Source organism: Lysinibacillus sp. GW823-FHT02G10 (genome assembly GCF_058797135.1).
In genome coordinates this window covers 58,408-83,199 of sequence record NZ_JBXAJI010000006.1, presented here as the reverse complement: position 1 = coordinate 83,199, position 24,792 = coordinate 58,408, and the positions used below count along the sequence as shown (strand labels likewise).

The window sequence follows — 24,792 nt, the reverse complement described above, 5'->3', positions numbered from 1 at the left end:
CAATGGATACAATTAAATTTAGTGATATTTTTAAATCTAACTTTTTAGAAAAAACAACCTCGTTTTCATTAATCGATTCAATTATTGGTTTAGTAGTAGCGTTTTTTATTGGGCTTTTCATTTATGCTGTTTATAAGAAGACCTTTAATGGAGTCATTTACTCACATTCATTCAATATCTCACTACTTATAATGACAATGGCAACAGCACTAGTGATTATGGGAATCAGTTCAAATGTTCTGCTGTCACTTGGTATGGTTGGTGCTTTATCTATTGTACGTTTCCGTACACCTATTAAGGATCCCATGGATTTAGTCTATATTTTCTGGGCAATTGTTTCAGGTATTTTATGTGGTGCTGGCTTTATTCCTTTAGTGATTATTGGTGCTATTTTAATCGGACTTGTATTGCTAATATTCGTTAATAAAATAACGGTAGAAAATCCGTATTTACTAATTGTAAAGTTTGAAGAGGAATTGGCTAATGCTGAAATTGAGAGAATTATTGCTGCGCAAACAAAAAAATTCGCTCTCAAATCGAAATCCATTATGCAACAGAATGAAATCGAAACAACTTATGAAATTCGTGTAAAACAAAATGATGCAAAATTGATGGATGAACTAACAAAGGTAGCTGGTGTAAAATCAGCCATTATGCTGAGCTATGATGGGAATTTCACAGCGTAATGACCTCATTAACAAATAGAACTACGATGAGAGGTGACGGCTATGATTAAAACACGAATTGTCTATCTATGCATGGTGATTTTACTCCTTCTCTTTGTCGTGATATATGCTGTACTTCCGAATGTAGGCATTGAAACGAAAAATTCTGAGTTCTCCTATGAGAATATAGTATTTAATAAAAATAAAGTAACAACAGTTGATATTGAAATTGCTGAGGAAGATTGGGCTGACATGCTCGAAAATGCTTCTGCTGAAGAATTAAAACAAGCAGATATTACAGTAAACGGCAAGAAAGTTGAGAATGTTGCTATTCGTACAAAGGGCAATCTATCACTACGATCGGTTGTCAATAGTGACTCAGATCGCTATAGCTTAAAAATCGATTTTGATTATTATGATGATACACAAAGCTTGTATGGCTTAAAAAAATTAAATTTAAACAATAATTATAGTGACTCTACATTAATGAGAGAGTATATCTCCTATGAACTGATGGAGCAAATGGGTTTACCAACACCAGCACACTCCTATATGTATGTCACAGTGAATGGTGAGGAGCGGGGTTTGTTCTTAGGGGTAGAAGCTGTGGATGAGACATTCCTGGCTAATAATTACGGCTCTAATGATGGTTTTTTATTTAAGCCAGATGGGACAGGCAGCGATTTAAAATATATTAGCGACGATATCGAAGACTATACAGGTATCGGATTAAAAACAAATGAAGGTACTATTAATCAATCCAAATTAGTTGAAATGCTAGACGCAATTAATAATGGTGGAGACATAGAAAAGTATATCGATGTGGATGAAATGTTACGTTATTTTGCCGTCAACACAGCACTTGTGAATTTAGATAGTTATCAAGGGAATATGAAACATAACTATTATTTATATGAACAGAACGGTGTGTTTTCTATTATTCCTTGGGATTACAACATGTCCTTTGGTGGCTTTGGGGCTGGAGGCGGTAGAATAGCAGGAGGAAACGGTGAAAATCAAGCTGACGTTACTACTAATATGGAAAAACCAGTGGCACAAAACAATGGACAACCCGATCAAACTGGCGATGGGGGTATGCAGCAACAACGAGGTGGCGGCGTTGACATGGGAATGGGCATGTCGGGCAATCTAATAAATGATAGTGCTATTAATTTTAGTGTGACAACACCTGTTTCTGGCACAACATTAGAGGAGCGGCCACTCTTGAAGGCATTGCTTTCGAATGATGAATATCGTGACAAGTATGAAGGTTATTTAGAAGAACTAGCGACAACTTATTTAACAGAAGAGTATGTGCAATCCATTACTAAAAAATTAGCTGTCTTATTAACTACTTATGTGGAGGCGGATCCAACCAAATTCTCTACTACGGAGCAGTTTTTAGAAGCAGTTGAAGGTGAAAATAGCTTGCCGGAATTTGCCAAACAGCGCTCAGAATCTATATTAAAGCAACTGTCTGGGGAGCTTGTTGTGGAAGCATCTACGTCTTCTCAGGGCAATATGGGTATGCCAATACCAAGTGAAAATGGTGAAATGGATTGGATGCCAGATGATTTTGATCCAAGTCAGCTACCAGAGGACTTTGATCCATCAAAGAGCCCACCTTTTAATAGAGAGGGCGAGGGTCCGAGAAATGGACAAAATGGAGAACAAATGCAACCTCCTGATGGAAATGGAGCCCCAATGGGAATGCCTGGTGCGAATAGTGAAGCTGCGAATCACGTGCCTGTTATTGATAAAAATACAATGTTTACAGCCATTACATGCCTGGTGCTACTCCTTCTTGCACTTCTCTTTGTTGTTAAATTTAAACGTAGAGGTCGTTAGAAAATAACCATATCCAATATCTTTGGGTATGGTTTTTGCTTTTTATCGTGTTAAAATAAAGCATTCTTTTCTGAGGAGTCCTTTCATATGAATGAACAGCAATTTGATAAACATTTGCATATAAACACGGTGGGAGAGCAATATGGCTTTCCTAAGCTTGCACACTATCATCGTTATGAACCAACACCCTACAGAGGATTGGAGCAATTATTCGCTGCGTATCAGATGCCTGACAATCCAGTATTTATTGATATGGGGTGCGGGAAAGGGCGAGTTCCTATTTATGTGCACCATAAGTTCCATATACCAACCATTGGGATAGAAATGGATGCAGGGTTTTATACGGAGGCTGAAGAAAATAAACGTAGTTATCTTCAAAAAATGAGAGCACATGCCCCTATTAAGTTTATTCATACAATAGCCGAATCATATGAAATAAAGTCACGTGATAATGTGTTTTTCTTTTTTAATCCTTTTTCAATCCATATTTTTCGCACAGTCATTCACAATATTTGGAAATCCTATGAGCAGCGAATGCGAGATATTCATATAATTTTATATTATCCGCCTTACGATTATTTACAATTTTTACATCATGGAACACCATTTGAGTTGCTTCATGAAGTGCATTTAGAAAATGAAACAAATATTAATGAGCGCCTTTGTGTCTTTGAATTAAAAAAAGCTTAGAGTATGGGGAAACCCACTCTAAGCTTTTTCCTGTTAGCAGTACAGATATAAGCAATTAGTTATTCGTTTTCTTTTGATTATTTTCAGGGAAATAATTGTAATAGAGGAAGAGGTTCTATAAATTAAGCAGACTTTATGTTGAAAAAACAATTTCATCTGATAGTTTTGTACTAGTCTATAGTTTGAATTAAAAGATAATTCATAAATAACTAATTATACTGAAAAATCACTCTAGACTAAATATAAAGAATGTTTTACAATGAAAAAGGCTTATATGAATAATATTTTCTTTTGTTTTTAGATAGTTATAAATAATTATTTTGGCTATTGAGTAAATGAATTTAATTGTTTATAATTATCAGAAATATCTAATATTTGAGAAATTTTCAGGGGGAATTTAATTATGAGAGAGAGCAAAAAGCTTAAGAAGTTCGGTTCACTTTTAGTAGCATCTTCATTACTTGCTGGTGTTCTTGCTGGTTGCGGTAACGGAGACGATTCAAGTTCTGGCGGAGGCTCATCATCAGGCGGAGGTTCATCTGATGGCGATACAATTAAAATCGGTGCCAACTTAGAGCTTTCAGGGAATGTAGCATCTTATGGTTCCTCTATTGGGCTAGGTGCAGAACTGGCTGTAAAAGAAATTAATGATGCTGGCGGTATTGATGGTAAGAAAATTGAACTGATTAAAGTAGATAATAAATCAGAGAACTCTGAAGCAACTTCAGCTGCTATTAAACTAGCAACGCAGGATAAAGTAGTAGCAATGCTAGCACCTGCAACTTCAGGTAATACAGTAGCTACTGTTCAAATTGCAAATGATAATAAAATTCCTATTGTTACGGGTTCTGGGACAGCACCGAATATCACGGTAAATGAGGATGGCAGTGTTAATGAATATGCTTTCCGTACATGCTTTATTGACCCATTCCAGGGGATTGTAGCAGCTAATTTTGCTTCAGGTGAGCTAGATGCGAAAAATGTAGCTATTTTTGCAGATAATGCATCAGACTATGCAAAAGGTTTAGCAAAATCCTTTAAAGAAACGATTACGAAGAGTGGCGGAAAAGTTGTAAAAGAAGAAGCTTATGTAGCGAAGGATACAGATTTCCGTACACAATTAACAAATATTAAAGCGGCAAATCCTGACTTTATCTTTATCCCTGGATATTATGAAGAAGTAGGTTTGATTGTTAAACAAGCACGCGAAATGGGCATTGATGTACCTCTGATGGGTGCTGATGGTTGGGATTCTCCAACTTTAATTGAATTAGCTGGCGCGGATGCATTGAATAACACATTCATCACAAACCACTATTCTGCTGAAGACCCAGATCAAAAAATTCAAGATTTCGTAAAGGCATTTAAAGCGGCAAATGGTGACAAAGCGCCTGACGCATTCAACGCACTTGGTTATGACACAATTTACTACATTGCTGATGCAATTAAACGTGCAGGCTCTACAGATGGGGAAGCAATTAAAAATGAATTAGCTGCAACAAAAGATCTTTCTTTAGTAACAGGTACTTTCTCAGTTGACGAAAATCATAACCCAATTAAAACAGCAACAGTTCTTGAATTTAAAGACGGTAAACAAGTGTTCAACTCTAAAGTTAATCCTTAATGTTTTGTAAGCAAGGGGGAGGCGGGTAAACACGCCTTCCTTTTTTGTGTGTTAGATAACTAGAATCGTAGAGCAAAACATAACTTTTAGTATCGATCTATGTACTTATTTTTCAATTTTCAGAAAATTTAAAGGAGTGAATGCGCATGGAATGGATACAGCAACTTGTGAACGGTATTTCACTTGGAAGTATCTACGCGTTAATAGCGTTAGGGTATACGATGGTATACGGTATTATCAAGCTGATTAACTTTGCTCATGGTGATGTCTTCATGATTGGGTCATTTATTGGCTTTTACGCTATTGCTAAATGGGAGCTTGGTTTCTTCCCAGCATTATTATTGGCGATGTTAGTTTGTGCAATTTTTGGTGTATTAATTGAACGTATTGCCTATAAACGTTTACGAAATGCGACACGTATCGCAGCTTTAATTACAGCGATAGGTGTATCGCTATTAATTGAATATACAACAATTTTCTTCAGAGGTGCACAACCAGCAGCATATCCTGAAGTTTTCAAAAATAAATCATTAGATATTTTTGGCGTTCAAATCAGCAGTACTTCCATCTTAATTTTATCAGTCGCAGTTGTACTGATGATTCTTTTACAATTCATCGTACATAAAACAAAAATCGGTAAAGCGATGCGTGCCGTTTCCCACGATGCAGATGCAGCTCGCTTAATGGGTATTAACGTTGACAATACAATCTCTGCAACGTTTGCGATTGGTTCAGCTTTAGCTGGTGCAGCAGGTGTTATCTTTGGGGTTTATTATACAAAAATTGACCCGTTAATGGGGGTTATTCCTGGGGTTAAAGCATTTATCGCAGCTGTTCTTGGTGGTATTGGTATCATCCCTGGCGCTATGGTTGGTGGTATGTTACTAGGTGTTGTAGAGTCCTTAGTAAGTGCACTTGGCTTCTCGTTATGGCGTGATGCAGCGGCATTCGTTATTTTAATTTTAATCTTAATCTTCAGACCATCGGGTATCTTTGGTAAAAACGCCCGTGAGAAAGTGTAGGTGAGCGGTTTTATGAAAAAGTCTAAAGTTTTCTGGGGCTATGCCGTAATAGCGCTAGTCATCTATGCAGTTGTACAATTGTTGATTACAACAGAAGTAATTGATTTGTACTATAAAAATATGTTGATCACAATGTGTATTAACATCATGTTGGCTGTCAGCTTGCATATTGTTATTGGTGTTACTGGACAGTTTTCAATTGGGCATGCTGGGTTCCTTGCAGTTGGAGCATATGTATCCGCTATTATTACAACAAAGTTAATGTTACCATTCCCATTGGCCATCTTATTAGGGGCTGCTGCAGCAGCAGTTGCTGGTTTAATCGTAGGGATTCCAACGCTTCGTTTAAAAGGGGATTACTTAGCGATTGCTACACTTGGATTTGCAGAGATCATTCGTATTATCTTTTTAAATACGGATTATGTTGGTGGCGCAGCAGGGATGCAGGTTAAATATTTATCGAACTGGACATACGCATTCTTTGGCGTAGTGTTAACGATTCTAGTTATCTCAAACTTTACAAATTCTCGTCATGGGCGTGCGTGTATTTCCATTCGAGAAGATGAAATAGCAGCAGATGCGATGGGTATTAACACAACTTACTATAAAGTTGTTGCATTTGCGATTGGGTCTTTCTTCGCAGGTCTAGCAGGAGCCATTTTTGCACATAACTTTTACATTATTCAACCGACAACATTCGGTTTCTTAAAATCATTTGATATTTTAATTTACGTTGTACTTGGTGGTTTAGGAAGTCTTTCTGGTTCAGTGATTGCTGCGATTTTCCTAACAGTCGTGTCTACTTATCTAGCAAACTTCCCAGAAACGCGTATGATTATTTACAGTTTAGTATTAATTATCGTGATGCTTTATCGTCCAACAGGCTTAATGGGAACGAAAGAGATAACACAATTATTTAAGTTTGGTAAAAAGGGAGGTACGAAATAATGACTGGAAACCTTCTTATCAATGTTGAAAATATGGGTATTCAATTCGGTGGTTTAAAGGCAGTACAGGGTGTTAATATGTACCTTAACCAAGGCGAGTTGGTAGGACTTATTGGGCCAAACGGAGCTGGAAAAACAACTAGCTTTAATATGTTAACAGGGGTATATACACCTACGGAAGGTACAATTACTTTTAATGGTCTGAAATTGAATGGACTTGCACCCTATCAGGTTACACAGAAAGGGATCAGCCGTACGTTCCAAAATATTCGATTATTTAAAGAGCTATCTGTTCTTGACAATGTAAAGGTAGCCAATCATTCACTTGCAAAGCATTCTATGTGGGCTTCTATTTTTCGTTTACCTACGCATTTCAAAGGTGAGGCCGAAATGGAGCAACAGTCCATTGAGTTCTTAAAAATCTTTGGCTTAGATGTCTATAAAGATGAGCTAGCTAAGAATTTGCCATACGGGATGCAACGTCGTTTAGAGATTGCTCGTGCGTTAGCAGCAAATCCCAAACTGCTTCTATTGGATGAACCAGCAGCAGGGATGAACCCACAAGAAACTCACGATTTAATGGAGCTAATTGCATTTATTCGTAAAGAGTTCGGCTTAACAATATTGCTGATTGAGCATGATATGAGCTTAGTTATGGGTATTTGTGAGCGCATTTACGTACTTGATCACGGACAATTAATCGCTGACGGGACACCAGAAGAAATTCGCAACAATCCAAAGGTAATAGAAGCATACCTTGGAGAGGAGGTTATCGGCTAATGCTAAAAGTACAAAATATCGATGTTTTTTATGGCAACATCCAAGCATTAAAGGGCCTCTCTTTAGAAGTAAACGAGGGTGAAATTGTAACGTTAATCGGTGCAAATGGTGCTGGAAAAAGTACGCTCTTAAAGACATTGTCAGGTTTATTAAAGCCAAAAGGTGGCATTATTGAATATGAAGGCTTTTCGATAGCTGGGAAAGCGGCACAGACTATTGTTAAATCAGGGATTTCTCACGTTCCAGAAGGACGCCGTGTTTTTGCCAATATGTCAGTTGAGGAAAACTTAGAGCTTGGTGCGTATCTGCGTAATGATAAAGCAGGTATTAAGAAAGATATGGATCATGTTTTCGAGTTATTTCCACGATTATTAGAGCGCCGAAAACAGCAGTCAGGTACATTATCTGGTGGGGAACAGCAGATGCTGGCGATGGGGCGCGCCTTAATGGCAAAACCAAAACTGTTATTAATGGATGAACCTTCGATGGGTCTTGCACCGTTGATGGTGAAAAATATCTTCAATATTATTGAACAGGTTAATAAAGAAGGAACAACCGTATTACTTGTAGAGCAAAATGCTAATATGGCATTATCTGTCGCTAACCGTGCATATGTACTTGAAACAGGGCGTATTGTTTTATCTGGTTCAGCAAAAGAGCTACAAGAGAGCGAGCAAGTAAAGGCAGCTTATTTAGGCGGATTATAAAAATGGTAGGACATCTCATGTTGAGATGTCCTTTTTGGCTTGTATGTTGAAAGAAAATCAGAGGTAGCATTTCCACTTTACTTTTTGGTAAGGTTGAAAAAAGGAGTGATGCTTTTTGAAGTATTCAGCACAATATTTTATTGAACATTTAAAGTTAGCCGAACATCCTGAAGGGGGCTATTACATTTCATCGTTCCGTGCATCGGACGATATAGCAGTGAGAGATGTACAGAGACCGATTTATACTAGTATATATTTCCTTCTGCGCTCACAGGATATTTCACATTTACATCGTCTACAATCGGACGAGCTATGGTATTATCACGCTGGAAGCCCACTAACAGTTCATATGATTTTCCCAGATGGGACATATGAAGCGAAGAAGCTTGGCTTGAATATAGAAGCGGGGGAAGTCCCTCAGCTTGCAGTACCAAAGCATACAATTTTCGGCTCGTCGGTGGAGGAATCTGAGACGTTTAGTTTAGTCGGATGTATGGTGGCGCCAGGCTTTGACTTTGAGGACTTTGAATTGTTCACACAGGAAGAGCTTTTAGTAGATTATCCTCAGCACAAGGAAGTTATTTATAAAATGGCCTACAAAACAATTGAATAGAAAAACAGCCGTCTCAATTATTTTGAGACGGCATGATTCGTTCACCACAGTATTTCTTCAGGATAATTAAGTTGAATTTGAATATCATGTAATGCTTGTTTCGTTGCCATAGCTGCTTCCATCAGGTGGGATTTTAATGCTACATATTCATGGTCCTCTACCATTAATCGCACAGCAAATGCAGCTAAATGTGCCTGACGTTCCTCTTTACTTAATTCAATATACTCTAGATTTAAAACATCAACGTATTGTGTTGCAAAACGGAAAGTTAAGGGGTTTTTAGCATGTAACATTCTTAAAAACACAACATAATCTTCGTCACTTACCTCCTGCTCTAAACATTCAGCAATAGCCGCTTGAAATTTACGAATAATAGCTATCTCATGATTCCATATAGAAGCATTGTTTAATTTTTGGTGCAGTTCAATAAAATCATTTAATGCGATTGCACTAAAGATAATTTCTGGCCAAAGAATTTCTGTTGAAAAATAGACATTCTTATTTGGAAAGATGAGTTCATGTTGTGTTAGAACACTCTTATTAAGTCCATTACTAACAAACTCTAGGTGATGCTCACCAAGCATAGCATGTCTTAGTTTATAGCAAACGCTTAAAATACGTAGTCGAGGACCCTGATAATCATAGTATTTATTTTCGTCACCAGTTACTTTATAAATAGCATTAATTAGTTCATCTAAATCCCAATAATCCGCGCTAATTCGTACCCCTGTTAGTTGTTCTGTGCTTTGAATGGATATCATAGTCCTCGTCCCTCCCTTTGGATGTATCTATTTTGGTGTGTAATTGAGTAGTTTGAATAGTTCTGTTCGTTCCTTCTCCGTTAAATCACGCCATTGCCCTACCTTTAAATTACCAAGCTTAATATTCATAATACGAATGCGTTGTAGACGCTTAACGGAATACCCTAGTGCTGAGCACATTCGACGAATTTGGCGGTTTAAGCCTTGCTCTAAAATGATTTTAAATACTTTATCTGAAATCTTTTCCACATGGCATGGTAAGGTTGTTGTATCTAAAATATCGACACCTGCACCCATTTTTTGGATGAATTGCGCAGTTATAGGCTTATCAACTTGAACAATGTATTCTTTTTCATGATGATTTTCAGCACGTAGAATTTTATTGACGATATCACCATCATTCGTTAATAATAATAGCCCCTCTGATTCCTTATCAAGACGCCCAATATGAAAAATACGTAGAGGATGATTGACAAAATCAACAACATTGCCTTTTATATGACGCTCTGTCGTACTTGTAATGCCGACAGGTTTATTTAGAGCAATGTAAACAAGCTGTTGTTCTTTCTTTACCTCTTTTCCATCAACGCAAACAATGTCTCCTGTTTCAACTTGACTACCAACCGTTGCCAGTTCTCCGTTAATTGTTACCTTTCCTTCTGCTATCCATTTATCAGCACCACGACGAGATATGATGCCTGTTTCACTTAAATATTTATTAATACGCATATTGTTCTCCTATATTTTATATTATTTTTAAGTATACCTTAACGTCGCACATACAGTGAATGCTAGAAGCTTTTCTAGCAAAAATAAATTAGTTGGAAAAGTTTTTGAAAAAGTTGAAATTATTTTATGTTTCTGACAATATATTAGGTGAGAGGGTTTCTATGAAAATATTGTTATTCCGATATAAAATAACGTTTTTTGTAGATAGTTCTCATTAAATTGTGTAAAGGGGAGAAGTAAAATGGTTTATGCATTTCCAAACACTGAAGGATCGGTAGTTCAATTCAAAGAGAAATATGATAATTATATCGGTGGCGAATGGACACCCCCAGTGAAGGGTCAATACTTTGATAACGTTACTCCTGTTACTGGACAAGTTTTTACACAAATAGCACGTTCCACAGCTGAGGATATTGAACATGCATTAGATGCGGCACATGCTGCTAAGGATGCATGGGGTAAAACATCACCAACAGAACGCGCAAACATTTTACTTAAAATTGCGGACCGTATCGAGCAAAATTTAGAAAAGCTAGCCGTTGCTGAAACATGGGATAACGGTAAAGCGGTACGCGAAACATTAAATGCAGACATCCCTCTTGCAATTGATCATTTTCGTTATTTTGCTGGGGTATTACGTGCTCAAGAGGGCTCAGTAAGCCAAATAGATAACGATACAGTTGCTTATCATTTCCACGAGCCAATTGGCGTAGTTGGCCAAATTATACCTTGGAACTTCCCGTTATTAATGGCTGTATGGAAGCTTGCGCCAGCACTTGCAGCTGGAAACTGTGTCGTATTAAAACCTGCAGAACAAACACCAGCATCTATTATGGTGCTTTTAGAATTAATAGAAGATTTACTACCACCAGGTGTCATTAATGTTGTGAATGGATTTGGCTTAGAAGCAGGGAAACCGCTTGCATCAAATCCACGCATTGGTAAGATTGCCTTTACAGGTGAGACAACAACAGGGCGTTTAATTATGCAATATGCTTCTCAAAACCTTATTCCAGTAACATTAGAACTGGGTGGTAAGTCGCCAAACATTTTCTTTGAAGATATTATGGATAAAGATGATGCCTTTTTAGATAAAGCTGTTGAAGGCTTTGTGCTATTCGCTCTAAATCAAGGGGAAGTATGTACTTGTCCTTCCCGTGCACTGATTCAGGAATCAATTTACGATAAATTTATGGAGCGCGTATTACAGCGAGTAGAAGCCATTAAAGTTGGCAACCCACTTGATCCAAACACAATGATGGGTGCACAGGCATCTAGTGAGCAAATGGAAAAAATTCTTTCTTATTTAGATATTGGTAAGCAAGAAGGTGCAGAATGTCTAATTGGAGGAGACAAAAATAATGTAGGTGAAGGCTTCGAAAATGGCTACTACATTAAACCAACTGTTTTCAAAGGACATAATAAAATGCGTATATTCCAAGAAGAAATTTTTGGACCAGTAGTTGCTGTCACGACATTTAAAACGAAAGAGGAAGCATTGGAAATTGCGAATGATACATTATATGGTTTAGGATCAGGTGTTTGGACGAGAGATATAAATACGGCATATCGCTTCGGTCGTGAAATTCAAGCTGGTCGTGTTTGGACAAACTGTTACCACGCATATCCTGCACATGCTGCATTCGGTGGCTACAAAATGTCGGGTGTTGGTCGTGAAAATCATAAAATGATGTTAGCGCATTACCAACAAACGAAAAACTTATTAGTTAGCTATAGCGAAAACAAACTTGGTTTCTTCTAATTCGTAGGGAGGTGCATGAGCGTGGTTGAACGTGTATTAGCTACGGAAGAAGCGCTAGCACTAATCGATCTATTAAAAGAGAAACATGGGCCCGTTATGTTTCATCAATCAGGCGGATGCTGTGATGGCTCCTCACCAATGTGTTATCCAGAAGGGGATTTGCTAATAGGAGATCAGGATGTGTGCCTTGGTGTAGTGGGTGGTGCCCCTTTCTATATGCACAAAAATCAATATGATTACTGGAAGCATACACAAATCATATTGGATGTGGTGGACGGCAGAGGTGGCATGTTTTCACTCGAGGGCGTAGAAGGAAAACGTTTCCTAACAAGGTCAAGAGCCTTCAAATCTGAAGAACTGCAAGAGCTAGGGTTAATTTAACAAGTTATCTGTACAGCGGCAAAGTTTTTCTGCCGCTGTTTTTTTATCTGAAAGTAGAAAAGTTATTGTATGGAAAGGGAGGCTTTAGGACACATGACTCTTTTCTTATAGGAATGATGAATATTGATTTTGGGGTACAAGTGTTTTGATATTAATTTTTATGGAAAAGAGTATGTAAAGCGATATTATTGGATGAATTTTTTAGGAAAAGGAATAGATTTAATCGATCCTTTAAGGTCATGGTAAATAATAATTTCTTTGTGGTTTTTGCTAACATCGGCCATACCTCCTTTATAGGTTGTTAATATTTTCTATTAAATCAAATAAAGTAAGTAACATACATTAAATTATGTTTACTTTTTATGTTAATTGTTACAAAGAGGGTGAATCTTTCTCACATTATGTTACGTAAAACGGGTAAAGGAGTGTGATAAATATGGATTATGTGATGATTGAAAATGAATTTGCCAATACAGTAGAGGAGGTATCAAAGGCTGCAGGCTGGACGGTGGACCGTAAAATTGTATTAGCTATTGCTAGTACATTTGTAGCCTCAGAAAAAACTTTTGATGCAACGAAGTATAAAAATGTTTTACAAGAGATGAAGAAGCAATCTTCATGGCTGTCTCCTTTACGGACAACCGTTGGATATAGTATTGCTGCCAACCTCATGGAGCAAGATGATGCAGAAAAGGCAGTGAAGAATTTACTTACGAATGTGAGCATCTTAAAGGAAGCGAAATTCAGAAGCGGCAATTTTAGCTATATTGGAGCACAATTCTTGACGGAGGATGAACAGGATAAAAAGACGCATGCACAGGTGGCAAGAGCCTTATTTGATGCTATACGTAAACATCATCCATTTTTAACCTCATATGAGGACATTCCTTATGCCATATTATTAAGCAGTCCATCTGATGATGTTGAATTGCGCGCGGATACCATGAATCGATACTATAAAGAACTAAGAACATATAATTTTAATGCTGGCAATGAGCTCCAATGGCTTTCACAGGTATTAACATTTTTATCACCCAAATTTGATGGTCAGCTAGTACCCGATGTTGTAACCCTTCGTGATGGGCTCAAAAAGCAAAACGTTAAAGTCAAGGCTATGCATTATCCTTTACTTGGCTTTTTAGCCATACTTAACCTGGATAAAGCACAACTTCAAGGGTTGATTGATTTATACCATGAATTAAAAGACATGAAGTTATTAAAATGGCATCGTGAATTTGTGCTCTTTATGGCTGTACAATTTGCTATTTATGATATGGCAAAGGTACAAAAGTCTTTGTCCATGACCATTATGTCTTCTATTGAGCTATTAATCCAAGCACAGCAAGCAGCAATGATTGCAGCGGTTAGTGCAGCTGCCATTGCGTCTAGTTCAAGTTCTTCGTGATAGAATAAAGAAGAACATGATTATTTGGAGGTGCATTTGAAGGATGAAGGATACAAAACTTTGGATTAATGGTCAGTGGCATGATGCAGAGGAAAGCTATGAGCTAGCTTCTCCATATAGCGGTGAGGTTATTGCTCATGTAGCTAAAGCATCTATTCAAGATGTAGAGAAAGCTATCGAAGGTGCGCAGCAGGCATTCCAATCGTTTAAAAAGACAACAGCCTACGAACGTGCCGAAATATTATATAAAGTTGTTGATATGATGCGACAAAGAAAAGAAGAACTTGCAGAGATTTTAGCCTTGGAGGCTGGAAAACCTATTGTTGCAGGTTTAGCTGAAATTGACCGTACAATCGCAACCTATCAATTTGCGGCTGAGGGAGCTAAACAGGCAAAAGGTGAGACGGTTCCAATGGATGCAGCCCCTGGAGCAGGAGATCGAATAGGCTGGACAAAAAGAGAACCTTTAGGTGTAATATCTGCCATTACGCCATTTAATTTTCCATTCAATTTAGTGGCACACAAGTTAGGTCCAGCGTTTGCAGTAGGCAATACAGTTGTATTAAAGCCAGCTACACAAACGCCACTAAGTGCTATCGTTATGGCTGAAATTTTCCGAGACGCAGGATTACCCGATGGGGCATTACAAATTGTGACAGGAAGTGGGGGTGAGCTTAGTGATACGCTTGTCACACATCCATATGTCAAAAAAGTAACCTTTACAGGTAGTGGTAAGGTTGGTTTGAAGATTAAAGAAAAAGTAGGCTTACGTAAAGTAACTTTAGAGCTGGGTTCTAATGCAGCAGTAATTGTCGAACCATCTACGCCAATAAATAAAATTATCAGTCGTTGTGTAAGCGGGGCTTTTAACTTTGCTGGACAAGTATGCATTTCGTTACAACGTATATATGTGCATTCCTCCATTATTGATGAATTTACTAAAGCATTTGTTGCAGAAACAGAAAAGCTTATAGTAGGAGATCCATTAGAGAAGACAACAGATGTTAGTGCCATGATAAATCCAAATGAAGTGGAACGTATTAGGGAATGGATTGAGGAGGCACAAGAACAGGGGGCTATGATTGCAACTGGAGGCGTATTTACTGAACGTACTTTAACGCCAACAGTTATGACGAATGTGTCAGCTGATATGAAAATTGTTTGTCAGGAAACATTCGCACCAATCGTCTCAATTGTTTCATATGAAACATTAGACGACGCAATTCGACTTGTAAATGAGTCGGACCTTGGCCTAAATGCAGGTATTTACACGAATATATTGTCAGATGCTTTATATGCAGCAGATGAATTACAGGCTGGTGCTGTCATTATTAATGATATTCCGACATTCCGAGTAGATAACATGCCATATGGTGGAGTAAAGATGAGTGGTTATGGACGTGAAGGAATTAAGTGGGCTATAGAAGAAATGACTGATATGAAATTTATTTCGATGAAAAAATCGTTCTAAATTTGCATCAGCTCTTTTTCTGCGATACGATGACGAAAGAACAACATGAGAAGGGAAGTTGCAAGAATTATGCCAAACAACGCTGTACCCATGAGCCAATCACGTACGGTTCAATCGCGTCTCGTATTACCCCCAGACACAAATAATCACAATTCTATTTTCGGTGGAAGAGTGTTAGCTTATATTGATGAAATTGCTGCTATTACAGCAATGAAACATGCGAAAGGCCTTGTAGTGACAGCTTCTATTGACTCGGTTGATTTTTTATCCGCTGCACATGTAGGAGATATTCTTGAAATCGAGAGTATTGTTTCGTCTACAGGACGTTCTTCAATGGAGGTTTATGTTCGCGTTGTTTCTCGCAATATTGAGACTGGCGAGGAAAAATTAACGACAGAATCATTTGTCACAATGGTTGCAGTAAATGAGGAAGGGAAACCCGTACCAGTTCCCTCAATCTATCCTGAAACAGATGAAGAGAAGCGTTTATTTGAAACTGGGCCAGCAAGACGAGAGCACCGTAAACAAAAACGTGCATTGCCGCATTAAGGAAAAAGGGAACTCCAAATGAGTTCCCTTTTTTATTTTACATATTTAGTTCATTGACAACATTTATGAGCGAGTCGGAAGAAGAAGAGACTAGTGTAGCACCTTGCGATAATTCAGTGATTAAATTAGATATAGCTGAAATATCTCTCGATGTATTTACGTATTGCTGCTGAATGCCAGAAACTGCATCAGCAATATCATTAAATGACTTGGATAGACTTTCTTGTGTATTGACACTATGTTGAATTTTTTGATCAACATTAGTAACTGAATTAGCCATAGTCGTAATATTACTTTCTGTTTCCTTAATAAGGTGTGAAACATTTTGGACGGCATTTTTTGTTTCCTCCGCAAGTTTACGAACTTCCTCAGCCACTACTGCAAAGCCTTTCCCATGTTCTCCAGCTCGTGCAGCCTCAATAGAAGCATTTAATGCTAATAAATTGGTTTGATCAGCAATGCCTGTAACTAGCCCAACGATTTCAGAAATTTTTTGAGAAGAGGTACGTAGTTGGTTCATCGTTACCTCAAGACCATTGACACTTTGCAAAATAACTTGGATTAAATCATTTTGTTCTTTCAATTGCTGTTGGCCTCGTCTTGATTTTTCTTGTGTATCTGCTACGAAGTTCAATCCTTGCTTGGTTGCTACAGCAATATCATCTGTTTGTGAGGAAATCACTAATAATGATGCGGCTGTTTCTTCACTAATGGCATTAAGCTCTTCTGCAGTACTTTGGATCGTCGTTACAAGGGAATTTTTTGTTGCATCTGCTGCTGAGCGAATACGTTCTTCCTCTTTTTCATATGCCTCAATCACGAGTTGTTGCTCGAAATTAATGATTTTACAAAAAGCGTTTATAGCACGAATAGCATCTGTTTTAGAAATATCCACCTCGTTCACAAAGTTTGCAAAAGTAGTAGTGAGTGACTGGAATGAGGCAATATACCACTTTGACTGCAAGCCAATTCGAACGTGAGCCTCAGCAATGGCTTTTCGTTCAGCAATGTAGGCATCATTAATATGACTTTCAAAAATGTCACTTAAATGTTTATGTAACGTGATTTTCAAACGATCAATATGTGATGTTCTATTAATAATATCAAGTAAATCTTGGCTCAAACTAATGGCTGCATAAAATTTCTCCACCATTTCAGGAATTAAGTCTTTAGCTAAAGGCTGTAGCTGCTTAATGATAGCTAAATCCTCAAGTGTTAAATTTAAAAGTTGTAATTGTTTTTGAAGATTGGGGTGGTTCAATACATCTAACTGTACACCGCTCTTAAAATTTTCAGGTGTTAATGTAATTGCGTAGCTAGAACTACTATTTTTTGAAAACCAACTCATTATTATTTGCTCCATTCTTAATATCCATAATAAATTGTAAGTAAATAAGCACTTTTGAAATTTGTTAGGTTTGTATATTTAATAAATAAATGGGATTAAATCTATTTTACTATTATTTGCTGAATATTTGGTTAAAAAATTGGATATTTCTTTATTTTTTTACTTTATTGTTAGTCCAAATGGTGAAGCGATGTAAATTTGAATTTAAAATAGGAAACCTGTAAAATACGAACTGTTTAGCAATCTAAAAATCGTACGAAAATAAAAAATGGAAGGAGGGGTGGTATGGAGAAAAAACGTTTTAAATTTGTTATTCCTGTCATGGTGATTGTTGCCATTGGTTCTGTTTATATGCTACGAAACTACCATGCTGAGGTACCAGATGTTGAGCAATTATTAATTACCATATGTGCATCTTTGGGATCAGGGGTATTAGCCTACTTTTTATTTCCACAGCAGGGTGATAATAAGATTGATGACAGAGGACCGTATTAATAGATTAAAAAAACTGCTCGTTTTCATTAAAACGAGCAGTCTTTTTATGGTTTAAACAGTTTAAACCAGCCTTTATGTTTAAAGACAGCCAACATAAAGATAACGATAATTATCATAATCCCAAGTACAATAAAATAGCTGTATTGCCCATGTAGTTCAGGCATGTTATCGAAATTCATCCCATACACACCAGCAATGAAGGTAAGTGGTATAAAGATAGTTGATACAATTGTTAAAGTCATCATAATGCCATTCATGCGGCTAGAACTCATAGCCATATAACTATCCCGCATGTCTGCTGTAAGCTCTCGATTAGATTCAACCATCTCTGTTAGCTTAAGTAGATGGTCGTAGATATCTCCAAAATAAGCTCTCTCCGATTTTTTTAGTGAGAAACGGTAAGAATTGAGAATGCGATATAAAAGATCACGCATTGGTAAAATAGTACGTCTTAAGTCAAGCAAGTCACTACGGAACTCGAAGACAATTTTCATGGCATTTACATTACTTTGGTATGTAAGTTCACCTTCTAAAGCATTTAGATGATCTTCAATTTTGTAAACGAGTGGAAAATAACTATCAACAATTTTATCGATAGTTTGATACGTTAGGTATACAGTACCTCGCTCCCAATTCTTCGGTTGGTTTTCCAGCATCTTTTGCACCTTCTCTATCTCAGGGACAGGATTTTTATGGAAGGTTATGATGAATTTATTGGAGGCAAAAATATTAACCTCCTCCGCAGCTAACGTCTCTTCGTTTACCCGATGAATGACAAAGAAATGAAAATCATCATAAAAATCGAGCTTAGGACGCTGCAACCTCATTAAGCAATCTTCAATAGCGAGAGGGTGAAAGTGGAAAAATGTATCCAACAATGATTCCTCCTCGGCTGTAGGACAATTAAAATCAACCCAATACCATTCAAATTCTTGCTGATGTATCTCTTCTAATGGAAAATCCTTTAACAATTGTTGTTGCTTTGTAATACCAATGGTGCTTATCACGGTTTTCACCTCAAATTATTTACTACAAAATAGTTAGCGCTCCTCTTTAAAGCATACCCAACCACCGAACAAAGTAGTGGCAAAAAATCTAGAAGGTTTAGTAAAACCCGCACTTTGTAAAAGTATTAAAATTTCTTCTTCACTCATAAAAGAAAGGGAACGAATGGATTTTTCCATCTCTACTACATCGGATAAAGAAAGTCTAGTATGCTGTAGCCAATAAGAACGCCATAAATCAAATTGTAGTTCTGTTTCTAAAGAGCCTAGCTGACCATATTTTGAAACAAGGACAAATGGTGCTCCAGGTTTCAAATGTCTTGCTATTTCTGTTATTGTTTCGAGCTTTTCTTTATAATCATGAATAAAATGCAAGACAAGAACACAACTTGCCGCATCATACTGAGTAGAGGGCAGCGAAGCATCAAGTATTGTAGCCTGATGGAATGACATATCATTAGGAAGAGTGAGTAAACGCTCTTTAGCTATAGTAAGCATGGATTCTGATGGATCAATGCCAGTGAATGACCAGTGAGGTCTTCCTTCTGCAAGCTGTATAATTTCATTGCCACTTCCTGCTCCCACGACTAGCATGTTAGCATTTTCTGATAGCCTAGAATGATAAAAAGTTTGTATTAAACGTAGCATGGCATCATAACTAGGCAATGTACGGCGAATACCCTTTTCATATTCATTTGCTAATGTGTTGTTAAATTCCAACGCTCCTCACAGCCTTTCAAAAAAATTTTAAAAAATCTTTCTTAATGTGAAACTATTACGGGTATAGTTCCGTAAATAGTAGTACATAAAACATAGAATAAAGTTCAAAGAAAGGGTTGATATATATGGAGACTAAATGGTCTAAAGTAATCATACACGCAAGTGCATTTTTTGCGCCATGGTTAGTGCCCATTATTTTCTTTTTAATTAGTTCGGATGAGGAAGTAAAGGCAATTTCTATTCAAGCACTGCTATTCCAAATTGTCATGGGTGTTTTAATTGCTATCTCTGTTGGTTTAAGCTTTGTCCTTATTGGCTTACCATTTTTAATCATTTTCGGCATTATGGTATTTGTGGTACCGATCATCGGTATCGTAAAAGCATTGTCTGATGAACCTTGGCGTTATCCAATTGTTGGTCGCTGGGTATAATTTTCATAGACGCAAGTATATGCTAGTTGCATATGCTTGCGTTTTTTCTATGACGAATAAGGGTACATTAGGTGTATAAGGAAATTATTAAACCGTAAACAAATGATCGAAAAAGGGCTCTTTTCGGCTCTTAAAAAGCCTTTTTCAAGACTTTCCACTTTTCTATGGGCGAAATCATTGCAATTTTTTTCAAGCGTTTTGTATAATATACTCAAAGAAAGTCAAAGATAGTCAAAGTCAGTGAAGCAAGCGAGGTGTATTCCTAAAATGCGTAATATATCAGACATCATAGAGGGTTACTTAAAGCAAGTACTTGAATTAGGTGGAGAAGGGCATATTGAAATTAAACGTAGTGAAATCGCTGATAAATTTCAATGTGTACCATCACAAATAAATTATGTTATTAATACAAGATTTACTGCCGAGCGGGGTTACCTTGTTGAGAGCAAACGTGGTGGTGGTGGATACATTCGAATTTTACGTGTCCGCGCGAATTCACAGATTGATTTAATCGACGATGTTCTCAGGCAAATTGAAGGTGGGGCATCACAAACAATGGCAGAAGATTTGGTTTATCGACTCATTGATGAGCAGGTAATTTCCAAGCGAGAAGCGAAATTAATGTTAGCAGCAATTGATCGCTCCACGATCGACTTGCATCTCCCCTTAAGAGATGTCATTCGATCAAAAATATTGCGAGCAATGCTGACAACAATAAAATATGAACAACAAAAATAGTGAGGTGATGGAAATGATATGCGAACATTGTAAACAACGTAATGCGACAGTTACAGTAACACAAGTTCAAAGTGGGCAAAAAGTAGAGCATCATTATTGTGACGTCTGCGCCTCACAATTCCATCCATTTCATGCAGAGTTTAAACAAGAGCCAGTATCTATTCAACAGTTATTGTCTAACTGGTTTGGCTCTCCTACATGGCAAAAGGTGGGGGAAAAACAACAGGTACAACCACAACAGCAAACATGCCCACAATGTGGATTTTCGTATAAGCAGTTTTTAAAAGAAGGAAAATTCGGGTGCCCAAGCTGTTATGACACATTTGGAGATCATTTGCCAAAGCTTTTTAATCGTATTCAGGCGGGTCCACAACACATTGGAAAAATGCCTGGTGCTCGCAGTAATGTGTATGTTATTAAAAAGCAAATAGAAGATATCCGCAAGCGTATGAAATCCGCCGTAGATGAAGAACAGTTTGAAGAAGCGGCGAAGCTACGGGATGAAGTTAAAGAGCTAGAGAAGCATCTACAATTTGAAGGTGGTGATGTGACATGATGATTGAATCATTTTTAGAGCGTGCGACACCAACTTGGATGCATATCAAAGATGATTACTCAGATATCGTCATTAGTACACGGATCCGCCTTGCACGAAATTTAGATGGCTATCGTTTTCCATTAGCGTTTTCAGAAAATGAGGCACTGCAAGTGGAACAGGCCGTTACACATGCTGTCAGCGATAGCCCAACTCTTCAAAATGATTATGCTTATTTTGCTATAAAGGATTTAACCCCTTTACAGCGTCAAATTCTTGTAGAAAAGCATTTGATTAGCCCGCAACTGGCTAAAAAAGAGCAAGTGGGCTCTATACTACTCTCTGAAGACGAATCCGTTAGCATTATGGTGAATGAAGAGGATCATTTACGCATTCAATGTATGACAGCAAGTTTTCAACTTCAAAGTGCTTATGAACAAGCAAATAAGATTGATCGTATCCTAGAGAAAGTATTACCGTATGCTTTTCGAGATACTTTTGGTTATTTAACAAGCTGTCCAACGAATATTGGTACGGGTCTACGAGCATCCGTCATGATGCATTTACCCGCTCTTACATTAACTGGGCAAATGAATCAAATTATAAATGCCATGACACGCTTAGGAATGACTGTAAGAGGTATATATGGTGAAGGAAGCGAAAATTTAGGGAATGTTTATCAAGTGTCTAACCAAATTACACTTGGGAAGACAGAGGAAGATATTTTAGCAGATATACAAAGCGTCGCTGAAAAGATTATTCAAAAAGAGCGGCATGCAAGAGGTAAATTAATGGAAAAGGCAGAGCTTGCGCTAGAAGATCGCGTATATCGAGCTTTAGGTACCCTTACACATGCAAGAATTTTAACAAGTGAGGAAGCTGCTACTTGCCTATCTAATGTTCGTTTAGGAGTAGATTTACAATTGATTGATGGTATACAAACAACGACCTTAAATGAATGTGTTGTTAGTATGCAACCAGGTTTTTTACAGCACTATGCAGGTGAGGCATTACCACCTGCTGAGCGGGATCGTGTACGAGCGGAGATGCTTCGTGAGACATTATCTCAAGAACATGCGAATAAGCCTATAAATGGGGAAAAAGGAGAGGATTTATATGATGTTTAATCGTTTTACACAACGCGCGCAAAAAGTATTACAGCTTGCTCAGGAAGAGGCTATTCGTTGGAAGCACGAATCTATCGGTACAGAGCATATTCTATTAGGGCTTATACGTGAAGGCGGCGGTATTGCTGCGAAAGCGTTAGAAGCCATTGATATTAGTCCTCAAATGATTGAAGCTGGCATTGAAGAATTAGTTGGTAAGGGCAAAGAAGATGTCGGTCCAATCGTTCATTATACACCAAGAGCTAAAAAAGTAATTGAATTATCTGTTGATGAGTCACGTAAACTAGGTCACTCCTATATCGGTACAGAGCATCTATTATTGGCGCTTATACGTGAGGGTGAGGGCGTGGCAGCTCGCGTTTTAAACAATGCGGGAGTCGGTTTAAATAAAGCTCGCCAGCAAGTATTATTGCTATTAGGTAATAATGATAATGCACAATCTGGTCAACAAGCAGCCCAAGCTGCCAATACACCAACATTAGATAGCCTAGCACGTGATTTAACACAAATTGCACGTGAAGGTACTTTAGACCCTGTTATTGGCCGAAGCAAGGAAATTACACGAGTTATTGAAGTTTTATCGCGTCGTACGAAAAATAACCCTGTATTGATTGGTGAGCCAGGTGTTGGTAAAACAGCGATTGCTGAAGGATTGGCACAGCAAATTATTAATAACGAAGTGCCAGAAATCCTTCGTGACAAACGTGTAATGACACTAGATATGGGGACAGTTGTTGCAGGTACAAAATATCGTGGAGAATTTGAAGATCGTTTGAAAAAAGTGATGGATGAAATTCGCCAAGCAGGTAACATCATTTTATTTATTGACGAATTGCATACATTAATTGGTGCGGGTGGTGCTGAAGGTGCGATTGATGCATCAAATATCTTAAAACCATCTTTAGCACGTGGGGAGCTTCAATGTATTGGTGCCACAACACTTGATGAGTACCGCAAGTACATTGAAAAGGATGCCGCCTTAGAGCGTCGTTTCCAACCAATCCAAGTGGATGAGCCGACAGTGGAAGAAGCTATTCTAATTATTCAAGGCTTACGCGATCGTTATGAAGCGCATCACCGTGTGAAAATTACAGATGAAGCGATTGAAGCAGCGGCAAAAATGAGTGATAGATATATTTCTGACCGATTCTTACCAGATAAAGCGATTGACTTAATCGATGAAGCAGGTTCTAAAGTACGCTTACGCTCATTCGCAGTACCACCAAACTTAAAGGCGCTTGAGGATAAGCTTGAAAATGTTCGTTCTGAAAAAAATGCAGCCGTATCAGGTCAAGAATTTGAAAAGGCAGCAGCGCTAAGAGATACAGAGCAAAAGCTGAAGGATGAAATTGAAGCTACTCGAAAAAATTGGAAAGAAGAGCAAGGAAAAGCCGAATCTAAAGTGACTGTGGATGATGTAGCAGCAGTTGTATCAATGTGGACAGGAATCCCAGTAGCTAAAATTGCTTCTGAAGAATCTTCGAAGTTATTACAGCTTGAAGAAGAGTTACACAAACGTGTAGTAGGGCAAGGAGAAGCAGTAGAAGCGATTTCTCGTGCAATACGTCGTGCAAGAGCAGGCTTAAAAGATCCAAAACGACCAATTGGCTCATTTATCTTCTTAGGACCTACAGGAGTTGGTAAAACGGAGCTTGCAAGAGCACTTGCTGAGGTAATGTTTGGCGATGAGGATGCGATGATTCGTGTTGATATGTCCGAGTACATGGAGAAACATTCGACTTCTCGTTTAGTAGGTTCACCTCCGGGCTATGTAGGCTTTGATGATGGTGGCCAACTGACAGAGAAAGTTCGCCGTAAGCCATATTCAGTCGTTTTATTAGATGAAATTGAAAAGGCACACCCTGATGTATTCAATATTCTATTGCAAGTGCTTGAAGATGGTCGTTTAACAGACTCTAAGGGACGTGTAGTAGACTTCCGCAATACAGTGGTCATTATGACTTCAAACGTTGGTGCGGATGCATTAAAATACCAAAAGAACCTTGGTTTCAATGTAGGTGGTGCAGAGTCTAAGCATAAAGACATGAAGGGTACGATGTTAGAAGAATTGAAAAAAGCATTCCGTCCAGAATTCTTAAACCGTATCGATGAAATGATTGTCTTCCACGCATTAGAAAAAGAGCACTTAAAAGAAATCATTGCGATGATGGGCAATGCTTTAACAAAACGCTTGCAAGAGCAAGACATTTCGTTAGAGCTGACTGATGCAGCACTTGAAAAAATTGCTGAAGAAGGCTATGACCCTCAATATGGTGCTCGTCCACTACGTCGTGCATTACAAAAACAAGTAGAGGATCGATTATCAGAAGAATTACTAAAGGGTAATGTAGAAAAGGGTAATCAGGTTGTCATTGATTACGTAAACGATGAGTTTGTTGTAAAGAAAAAAGAGGGAGTTTCCATCTCTAAATAATTTCAA

At 37.8% G+C, this 24,792-nt stretch carries 26 protein-coding genes and 1 pseudogene; 20 read left to right on the top strand and 7 right to left on the bottom strand.

Going from position 1 to position 24,792, the window contains the following annotated elements; genetic code table 11:
* Positions 1 to 2: 2 nt before the first annotated feature.
* The 9 genes from AC1RFD_RS17530 to AC1RFD_RS17490 all read left to right on the top strand — a co-directional run bounded on the left by AC1RFD_RS17530 (position 3) and on the right by AC1RFD_RS17490 (position 8,896).
* Complete coding sequence (locus tag AC1RFD_RS17530; protein ID WP_004233537.1) at positions 3 to 686, top strand: DUF4956 domain-containing protein; 684 nt, start codon at positions 3 to 5, stop codon at positions 684 to 686.
* A 42-nt stretch (positions 687 to 728) separates the two neighbouring features.
* Positions 729 to 2,513 (top strand): CotH kinase family protein, encoded by a 1,785-nt coding sequence (locus AC1RFD_RS17525; RefSeq protein ID WP_387256439.1) that lies wholly within the window; start codon positions 729 to 731, stop codon positions 2,511 to 2,513.
* 87 nt (positions 2,514 to 2,600) lie between these two features.
* The gene (locus AC1RFD_RS17520) at positions 2,601 to 3,203 is read left to right on the top strand and encodes a hypothetical protein (RefSeq protein WP_054548946.1); all 603 of its coding nucleotides are present in this window, start codon (positions 2,601 to 2,603) and stop codon (positions 3,201 to 3,203) included.
* 403 nt (positions 3,204 to 3,606) lie between these two features.
* Positions 3,607 to 4,827 (top strand): ABC transporter substrate-binding protein, encoded by a 1,221-nt coding sequence (locus AC1RFD_RS17515; RefSeq protein ID WP_016992165.1) that lies wholly within the window; start codon positions 3,607 to 3,609, stop codon positions 4,825 to 4,827.
* A gap of 146 nt (positions 4,828 to 4,973) precedes the next feature.
* Positions 4,974 to 5,849 (top strand): branched-chain amino acid ABC transporter permease, encoded by an 876-nt coding sequence (locus AC1RFD_RS17510; protein WP_016992164.1) that lies wholly within the window; start codon positions 4,974 to 4,976, stop codon positions 5,847 to 5,849.
* 12 nt (positions 5,850 to 5,861) lie between these two features.
* Complete coding sequence (locus AC1RFD_RS17505) at positions 5,862 to 6,797, top strand: branched-chain amino acid ABC transporter permease (RefSeq protein WP_048395511.1); 936 nt, start codon at positions 5,862 to 5,864, stop codon at positions 6,795 to 6,797.
* Complete coding sequence (locus AC1RFD_RS17500) at positions 6,797 to 7,576, top strand: ABC transporter ATP-binding protein (RefSeq protein WP_048395513.1); 780 nt, start codon at positions 6,797 to 6,799, stop codon at positions 7,574 to 7,576. Before AC1RFD_RS17505 ends, AC1RFD_RS17500 begins: the two co-directional genes overlap by 1 nt.
* Positions 7,576 to 8,283 (top strand): ABC transporter ATP-binding protein, encoded by a 708-nt coding sequence (locus AC1RFD_RS17495; RefSeq protein WP_048395515.1) that lies wholly within the window; start codon positions 7,576 to 7,578, stop codon positions 8,281 to 8,283. The genes AC1RFD_RS17500 and AC1RFD_RS17495 overlap by 1 nt, the downstream gene beginning before the upstream one ends.
* Positions 8,284 to 8,398: 115 nt before the next feature.
* Positions 8,399 to 8,896 carry a cupin domain-containing protein gene (locus AC1RFD_RS17490; RefSeq protein ID WP_054548948.1) on the top strand — a complete coding sequence of 166 codons (498 nt, stop codon included), beginning with the start codon at positions 8,399 to 8,401 and terminating at the stop codon, positions 8,894 to 8,896.
* Positions 8,897 to 8,937: 41 nt separating this feature from the next.
* Here AC1RFD_RS17490 and AC1RFD_RS17485 read toward each other — a convergent pair whose 3' ends face one another.
* Positions 8,938 to 9,657, bottom strand: a complete 720-nt coding sequence (locus AC1RFD_RS17485) for a DUF6904 family protein (protein ID WP_054548949.1) — start codon at positions 9,655 to 9,657, stop codon at positions 8,938 to 8,940.
* A 27-nt stretch (positions 9,658 to 9,684) separates the two neighbouring features.
* Positions 9,685 to 10,386 (bottom strand): 23S rRNA pseudouridine(2604) synthase RluF, encoded by a 702-nt coding sequence (rluF, locus tag AC1RFD_RS17480; RefSeq protein WP_048395521.1) that lies wholly within the window; start codon positions 10,384 to 10,386, stop codon positions 9,685 to 9,687.
* Between the two features lie 241 nt (positions 10,387 to 10,627).
* Between rluF and adh the strand changes: the two genes are divergently transcribed.
* Entirely contained in the window at positions 10,628 to 12,148 is a 1,521-nt protein-coding gene (adh, locus tag AC1RFD_RS17475) for an aldehyde dehydrogenase (protein WP_004233561.1), read from the top strand.
* Between the two features lie 21 nt (positions 12,149 to 12,169).
* Entirely contained in the window at positions 12,170 to 12,529 is a 360-nt protein-coding gene (locus tag AC1RFD_RS17470; protein WP_492475122.1) for a DUF779 domain-containing protein, read from the top strand.
* Between the two features lie 151 nt (positions 12,530 to 12,680).
* Here the strand turns inward: AC1RFD_RS17470 and AC1RFD_RS17465 are convergent, their stop codons facing one another.
* Positions 12,681 to 12,806 (bottom strand): hypothetical protein, encoded by a 126-nt coding sequence (locus AC1RFD_RS17465; protein ID WP_255409636.1) that lies wholly within the window; start codon positions 12,804 to 12,806, stop codon positions 12,681 to 12,683.
* Between the two features lie 159 nt (positions 12,807 to 12,965).
* Here AC1RFD_RS17465 and AC1RFD_RS17460 point away from each other — a divergent pair, with 159 nt between their 5' ends.
* The 3 genes from AC1RFD_RS17460 (at position 12,966) to AC1RFD_RS17450 (ending at position 15,954) form a co-directional block, all read left to right on the top strand.
* A complete protein-coding gene (locus tag AC1RFD_RS17460; RefSeq protein ID WP_492475121.1) occupies positions 12,966 to 13,934 on the top strand; it encodes a DUF4003 family protein in 969 nt (322 codons plus the stop codon).
* Positions 13,935 to 13,977: 43 nt separating this feature from the next.
* The gene (locus AC1RFD_RS17455; RefSeq protein ID WP_387256440.1) at positions 13,978 to 15,405 is read left to right on the top strand and encodes an aldehyde dehydrogenase family protein; all 1,428 of its coding nucleotides are present in this window, start codon (positions 13,978 to 13,980) and stop codon (positions 15,403 to 15,405) included.
* Positions 15,406 to 15,474: 69 nt separating this feature from the next.
* Positions 15,475 to 15,954, top strand: a complete 480-nt coding sequence (locus AC1RFD_RS17450; protein WP_004233566.1) for an acyl-CoA thioesterase — start codon at positions 15,475 to 15,477, stop codon at positions 15,952 to 15,954.
* Between the two features lie 37 nt (positions 15,955 to 15,991).
* Here AC1RFD_RS17450 and AC1RFD_RS17445 read toward each other — a convergent pair whose 3' ends face one another.
* The gene (locus AC1RFD_RS17445; RefSeq protein ID WP_233436352.1) at positions 15,992 to 16,636 is read right to left on the bottom strand and encodes a methyl-accepting chemotaxis protein; all 645 of its coding nucleotides are present in this window, start codon (positions 16,634 to 16,636) and stop codon (positions 15,992 to 15,994) included.
* 120 nt (positions 16,637 to 16,756) lie between these two features.
* A pseudogene (locus AC1RFD_RS17440) lies at positions 16,757 to 17,302 on the bottom strand (protoglobin domain-containing protein); the annotation flags it as partial.
* Between the two features lie 285 nt (positions 17,303 to 17,587).
* On the opposite strand from AC1RFD_RS17440, the gene AC1RFD_RS17435 reads away from it, so the two are divergent.
* Complete coding sequence (locus AC1RFD_RS17435; RefSeq protein WP_492475120.1) at positions 17,588 to 17,797, top strand: hypothetical protein; 210 nt, start codon at positions 17,588 to 17,590, stop codon at positions 17,795 to 17,797.
* 44 nt (positions 17,798 to 17,841) lie between these two features.
* On the opposite strand, the gene corA is transcribed toward AC1RFD_RS17435, so the two are convergent.
* Together corA and AC1RFD_RS17425 are read right to left on the bottom strand one after the other, a co-directional pair.
* On the bottom strand, positions 17,842 to 18,804 hold the full coding sequence (gene corA / locus AC1RFD_RS17430; protein WP_048395530.1) for a magnesium/cobalt transporter CorA: 963 nt from the start codon (positions 18,802 to 18,804) through the stop codon (positions 17,842 to 17,844).
* Between the two features lie 33 nt (positions 18,805 to 18,837).
* A complete protein-coding gene (locus AC1RFD_RS17425) occupies positions 18,838 to 19,521 on the bottom strand; it encodes a class I SAM-dependent methyltransferase (RefSeq protein WP_288583462.1) in 684 nt (227 codons plus the stop codon).
* Between the two features lie 125 nt (positions 19,522 to 19,646).
* Here AC1RFD_RS17425 and AC1RFD_RS17420 point away from each other — a divergent pair, with 125 nt between their 5' ends.
* The 5 genes from AC1RFD_RS17420 to AC1RFD_RS17400 all read left to right on the top strand — a co-directional run bounded on the left by AC1RFD_RS17420 (position 19,647) and on the right by AC1RFD_RS17400 (position 24,786).
* Positions 19,647 to 19,952, top strand: coding sequence for a DUF4870 domain-containing protein (locus AC1RFD_RS17420; protein ID WP_048395538.1), 306 nt, complete (start codon positions 19,647 to 19,649; stop codon positions 19,950 to 19,952).
* A gap of 267 nt (positions 19,953 to 20,219) precedes the next feature.
* Positions 20,220 to 20,690 (top strand): CtsR family transcriptional regulator, encoded by a 471-nt coding sequence (locus AC1RFD_RS17415; RefSeq protein ID WP_004233573.1) that lies wholly within the window; start codon positions 20,220 to 20,222, stop codon positions 20,688 to 20,690.
* Positions 20,691 to 20,703: 13 nt separating this feature from the next.
* Complete coding sequence (locus AC1RFD_RS17410; protein WP_004233574.1) at positions 20,704 to 21,246, top strand: UvrB/UvrC motif-containing protein; 543 nt, start codon at positions 20,704 to 20,706, stop codon at positions 21,244 to 21,246.
* Positions 21,243 to 22,352 carry a protein-arginine kinase McsB gene (mcsB, locus tag AC1RFD_RS17405; protein ID WP_048395539.1) on the top strand — a complete coding sequence of 370 codons (1,110 nt, stop codon included), beginning with the start codon at positions 21,243 to 21,245 and terminating at the stop codon, positions 22,350 to 22,352. The genes AC1RFD_RS17410 and mcsB overlap by 4 nt, the downstream gene beginning before the upstream one ends.
* Positions 22,342 to 24,786 (top strand): ATP-dependent Clp protease ATP-binding subunit, encoded by a 2,445-nt coding sequence (locus tag AC1RFD_RS17400; RefSeq protein ID WP_048395540.1) that lies wholly within the window; start codon positions 22,342 to 22,344, stop codon positions 24,784 to 24,786. The genes mcsB and AC1RFD_RS17400 overlap by 11 nt, the downstream gene beginning before the upstream one ends.
* Positions 24,787 to 24,792 lie beyond the last annotated feature (6 nt).

Coding starts and splice junctions, on each gene's coding strand:
- AC1RFD_RS17530 (WP_004233537.1), top strand. CDS start 3: ATGGATACAATTAAATTTAGTGATATTTTTAAATCTAACTTTTTAGAA.
- AC1RFD_RS17525 (WP_387256439.1), top strand. CDS start 729: ATGATTAAAACACGAATTGTCTATCTATGCATGGTGATTTTACTCCTT.
- AC1RFD_RS17520 (WP_054548946.1), top strand. CDS start 2,601: ATGAATGAACAGCAATTTGATAAACATTTGCATATAAACACGGTGGGA.
- AC1RFD_RS17515 (WP_016992165.1), top strand. CDS start 3,607: ATGAGAGAGAGCAAAAAGCTTAAGAAGTTCGGTTCACTTTTAGTAGCA.
- AC1RFD_RS17510 (WP_016992164.1), top strand. CDS start 4,974: ATGGAATGGATACAGCAACTTGTGAACGGTATTTCACTTGGAAGTATC.
- AC1RFD_RS17505 (WP_048395511.1), top strand. CDS start 5,862: ATGAAAAAGTCTAAAGTTTTCTGGGGCTATGCCGTAATAGCGCTAGTC.
- AC1RFD_RS17500 (WP_048395513.1), top strand. CDS start 6,797: ATGACTGGAAACCTTCTTATCAATGTTGAAAATATGGGTATTCAATTC.
- AC1RFD_RS17495 (WP_048395515.1), top strand. CDS start 7,576: ATGCTAAAAGTACAAAATATCGATGTTTTTTATGGCAACATCCAAGCA.
- AC1RFD_RS17485 (WP_054548949.1), bottom strand. CDS start 9,657: ATGATATCCATTCAAAGCACAGAACAACTAACAGGGGTACGAATTAGC.
- rluF (WP_048395521.1), bottom strand. CDS start 10,386: ATGCGTATTAATAAATATTTAAGTGAAACAGGCATCATATCTCGTCGT.
- adh (WP_004233561.1), top strand. CDS start 10,628: ATGGTTTATGCATTTCCAAACACTGAAGGATCGGTAGTTCAATTCAAA.
- AC1RFD_RS17465 (WP_255409636.1), bottom strand. CDS start 12,806: ATGTTAGCAAAAACCACAAAGAAATTATTATTTACCATGACCTTAAAG.
- AC1RFD_RS17460 (WP_492475121.1), top strand. CDS start 12,966: ATGGATTATGTGATGATTGAAAATGAATTTGCCAATACAGTAGAGGAG.
- AC1RFD_RS17455 (WP_387256440.1), top strand. CDS start 13,978: ATGAAGGATACAAAACTTTGGATTAATGGTCAGTGGCATGATGCAGAG.
- AC1RFD_RS17450 (WP_004233566.1), top strand. CDS start 15,475: ATGCCAAACAACGCTGTACCCATGAGCCAATCACGTACGGTTCAATCG.
- AC1RFD_RS17435 (WP_492475120.1), top strand. CDS start 17,588: ATGGAGAAAAAACGTTTTAAATTTGTTATTCCTGTCATGGTGATTGTT.
- AC1RFD_RS17420 (WP_048395538.1), top strand. CDS start 19,647: ATGGAGACTAAATGGTCTAAAGTAATCATACACGCAAGTGCATTTTTT.
- AC1RFD_RS17415 (WP_004233573.1), top strand. CDS start 20,220: ATGCGTAATATATCAGACATCATAGAGGGTTACTTAAAGCAAGTACTT.
- AC1RFD_RS17410 (WP_004233574.1), top strand. CDS start 20,704: ATGATATGCGAACATTGTAAACAACGTAATGCGACAGTTACAGTAACA.
- mcsB (WP_048395539.1), top strand. CDS start 21,243: ATGATGATTGAATCATTTTTAGAGCGTGCGACACCAACTTGGATGCAT.
- AC1RFD_RS17400 (WP_048395540.1), top strand. CDS start 22,342: ATGATGTTTAATCGTTTTACACAACGCGCGCAAAAAGTATTACAGCTT.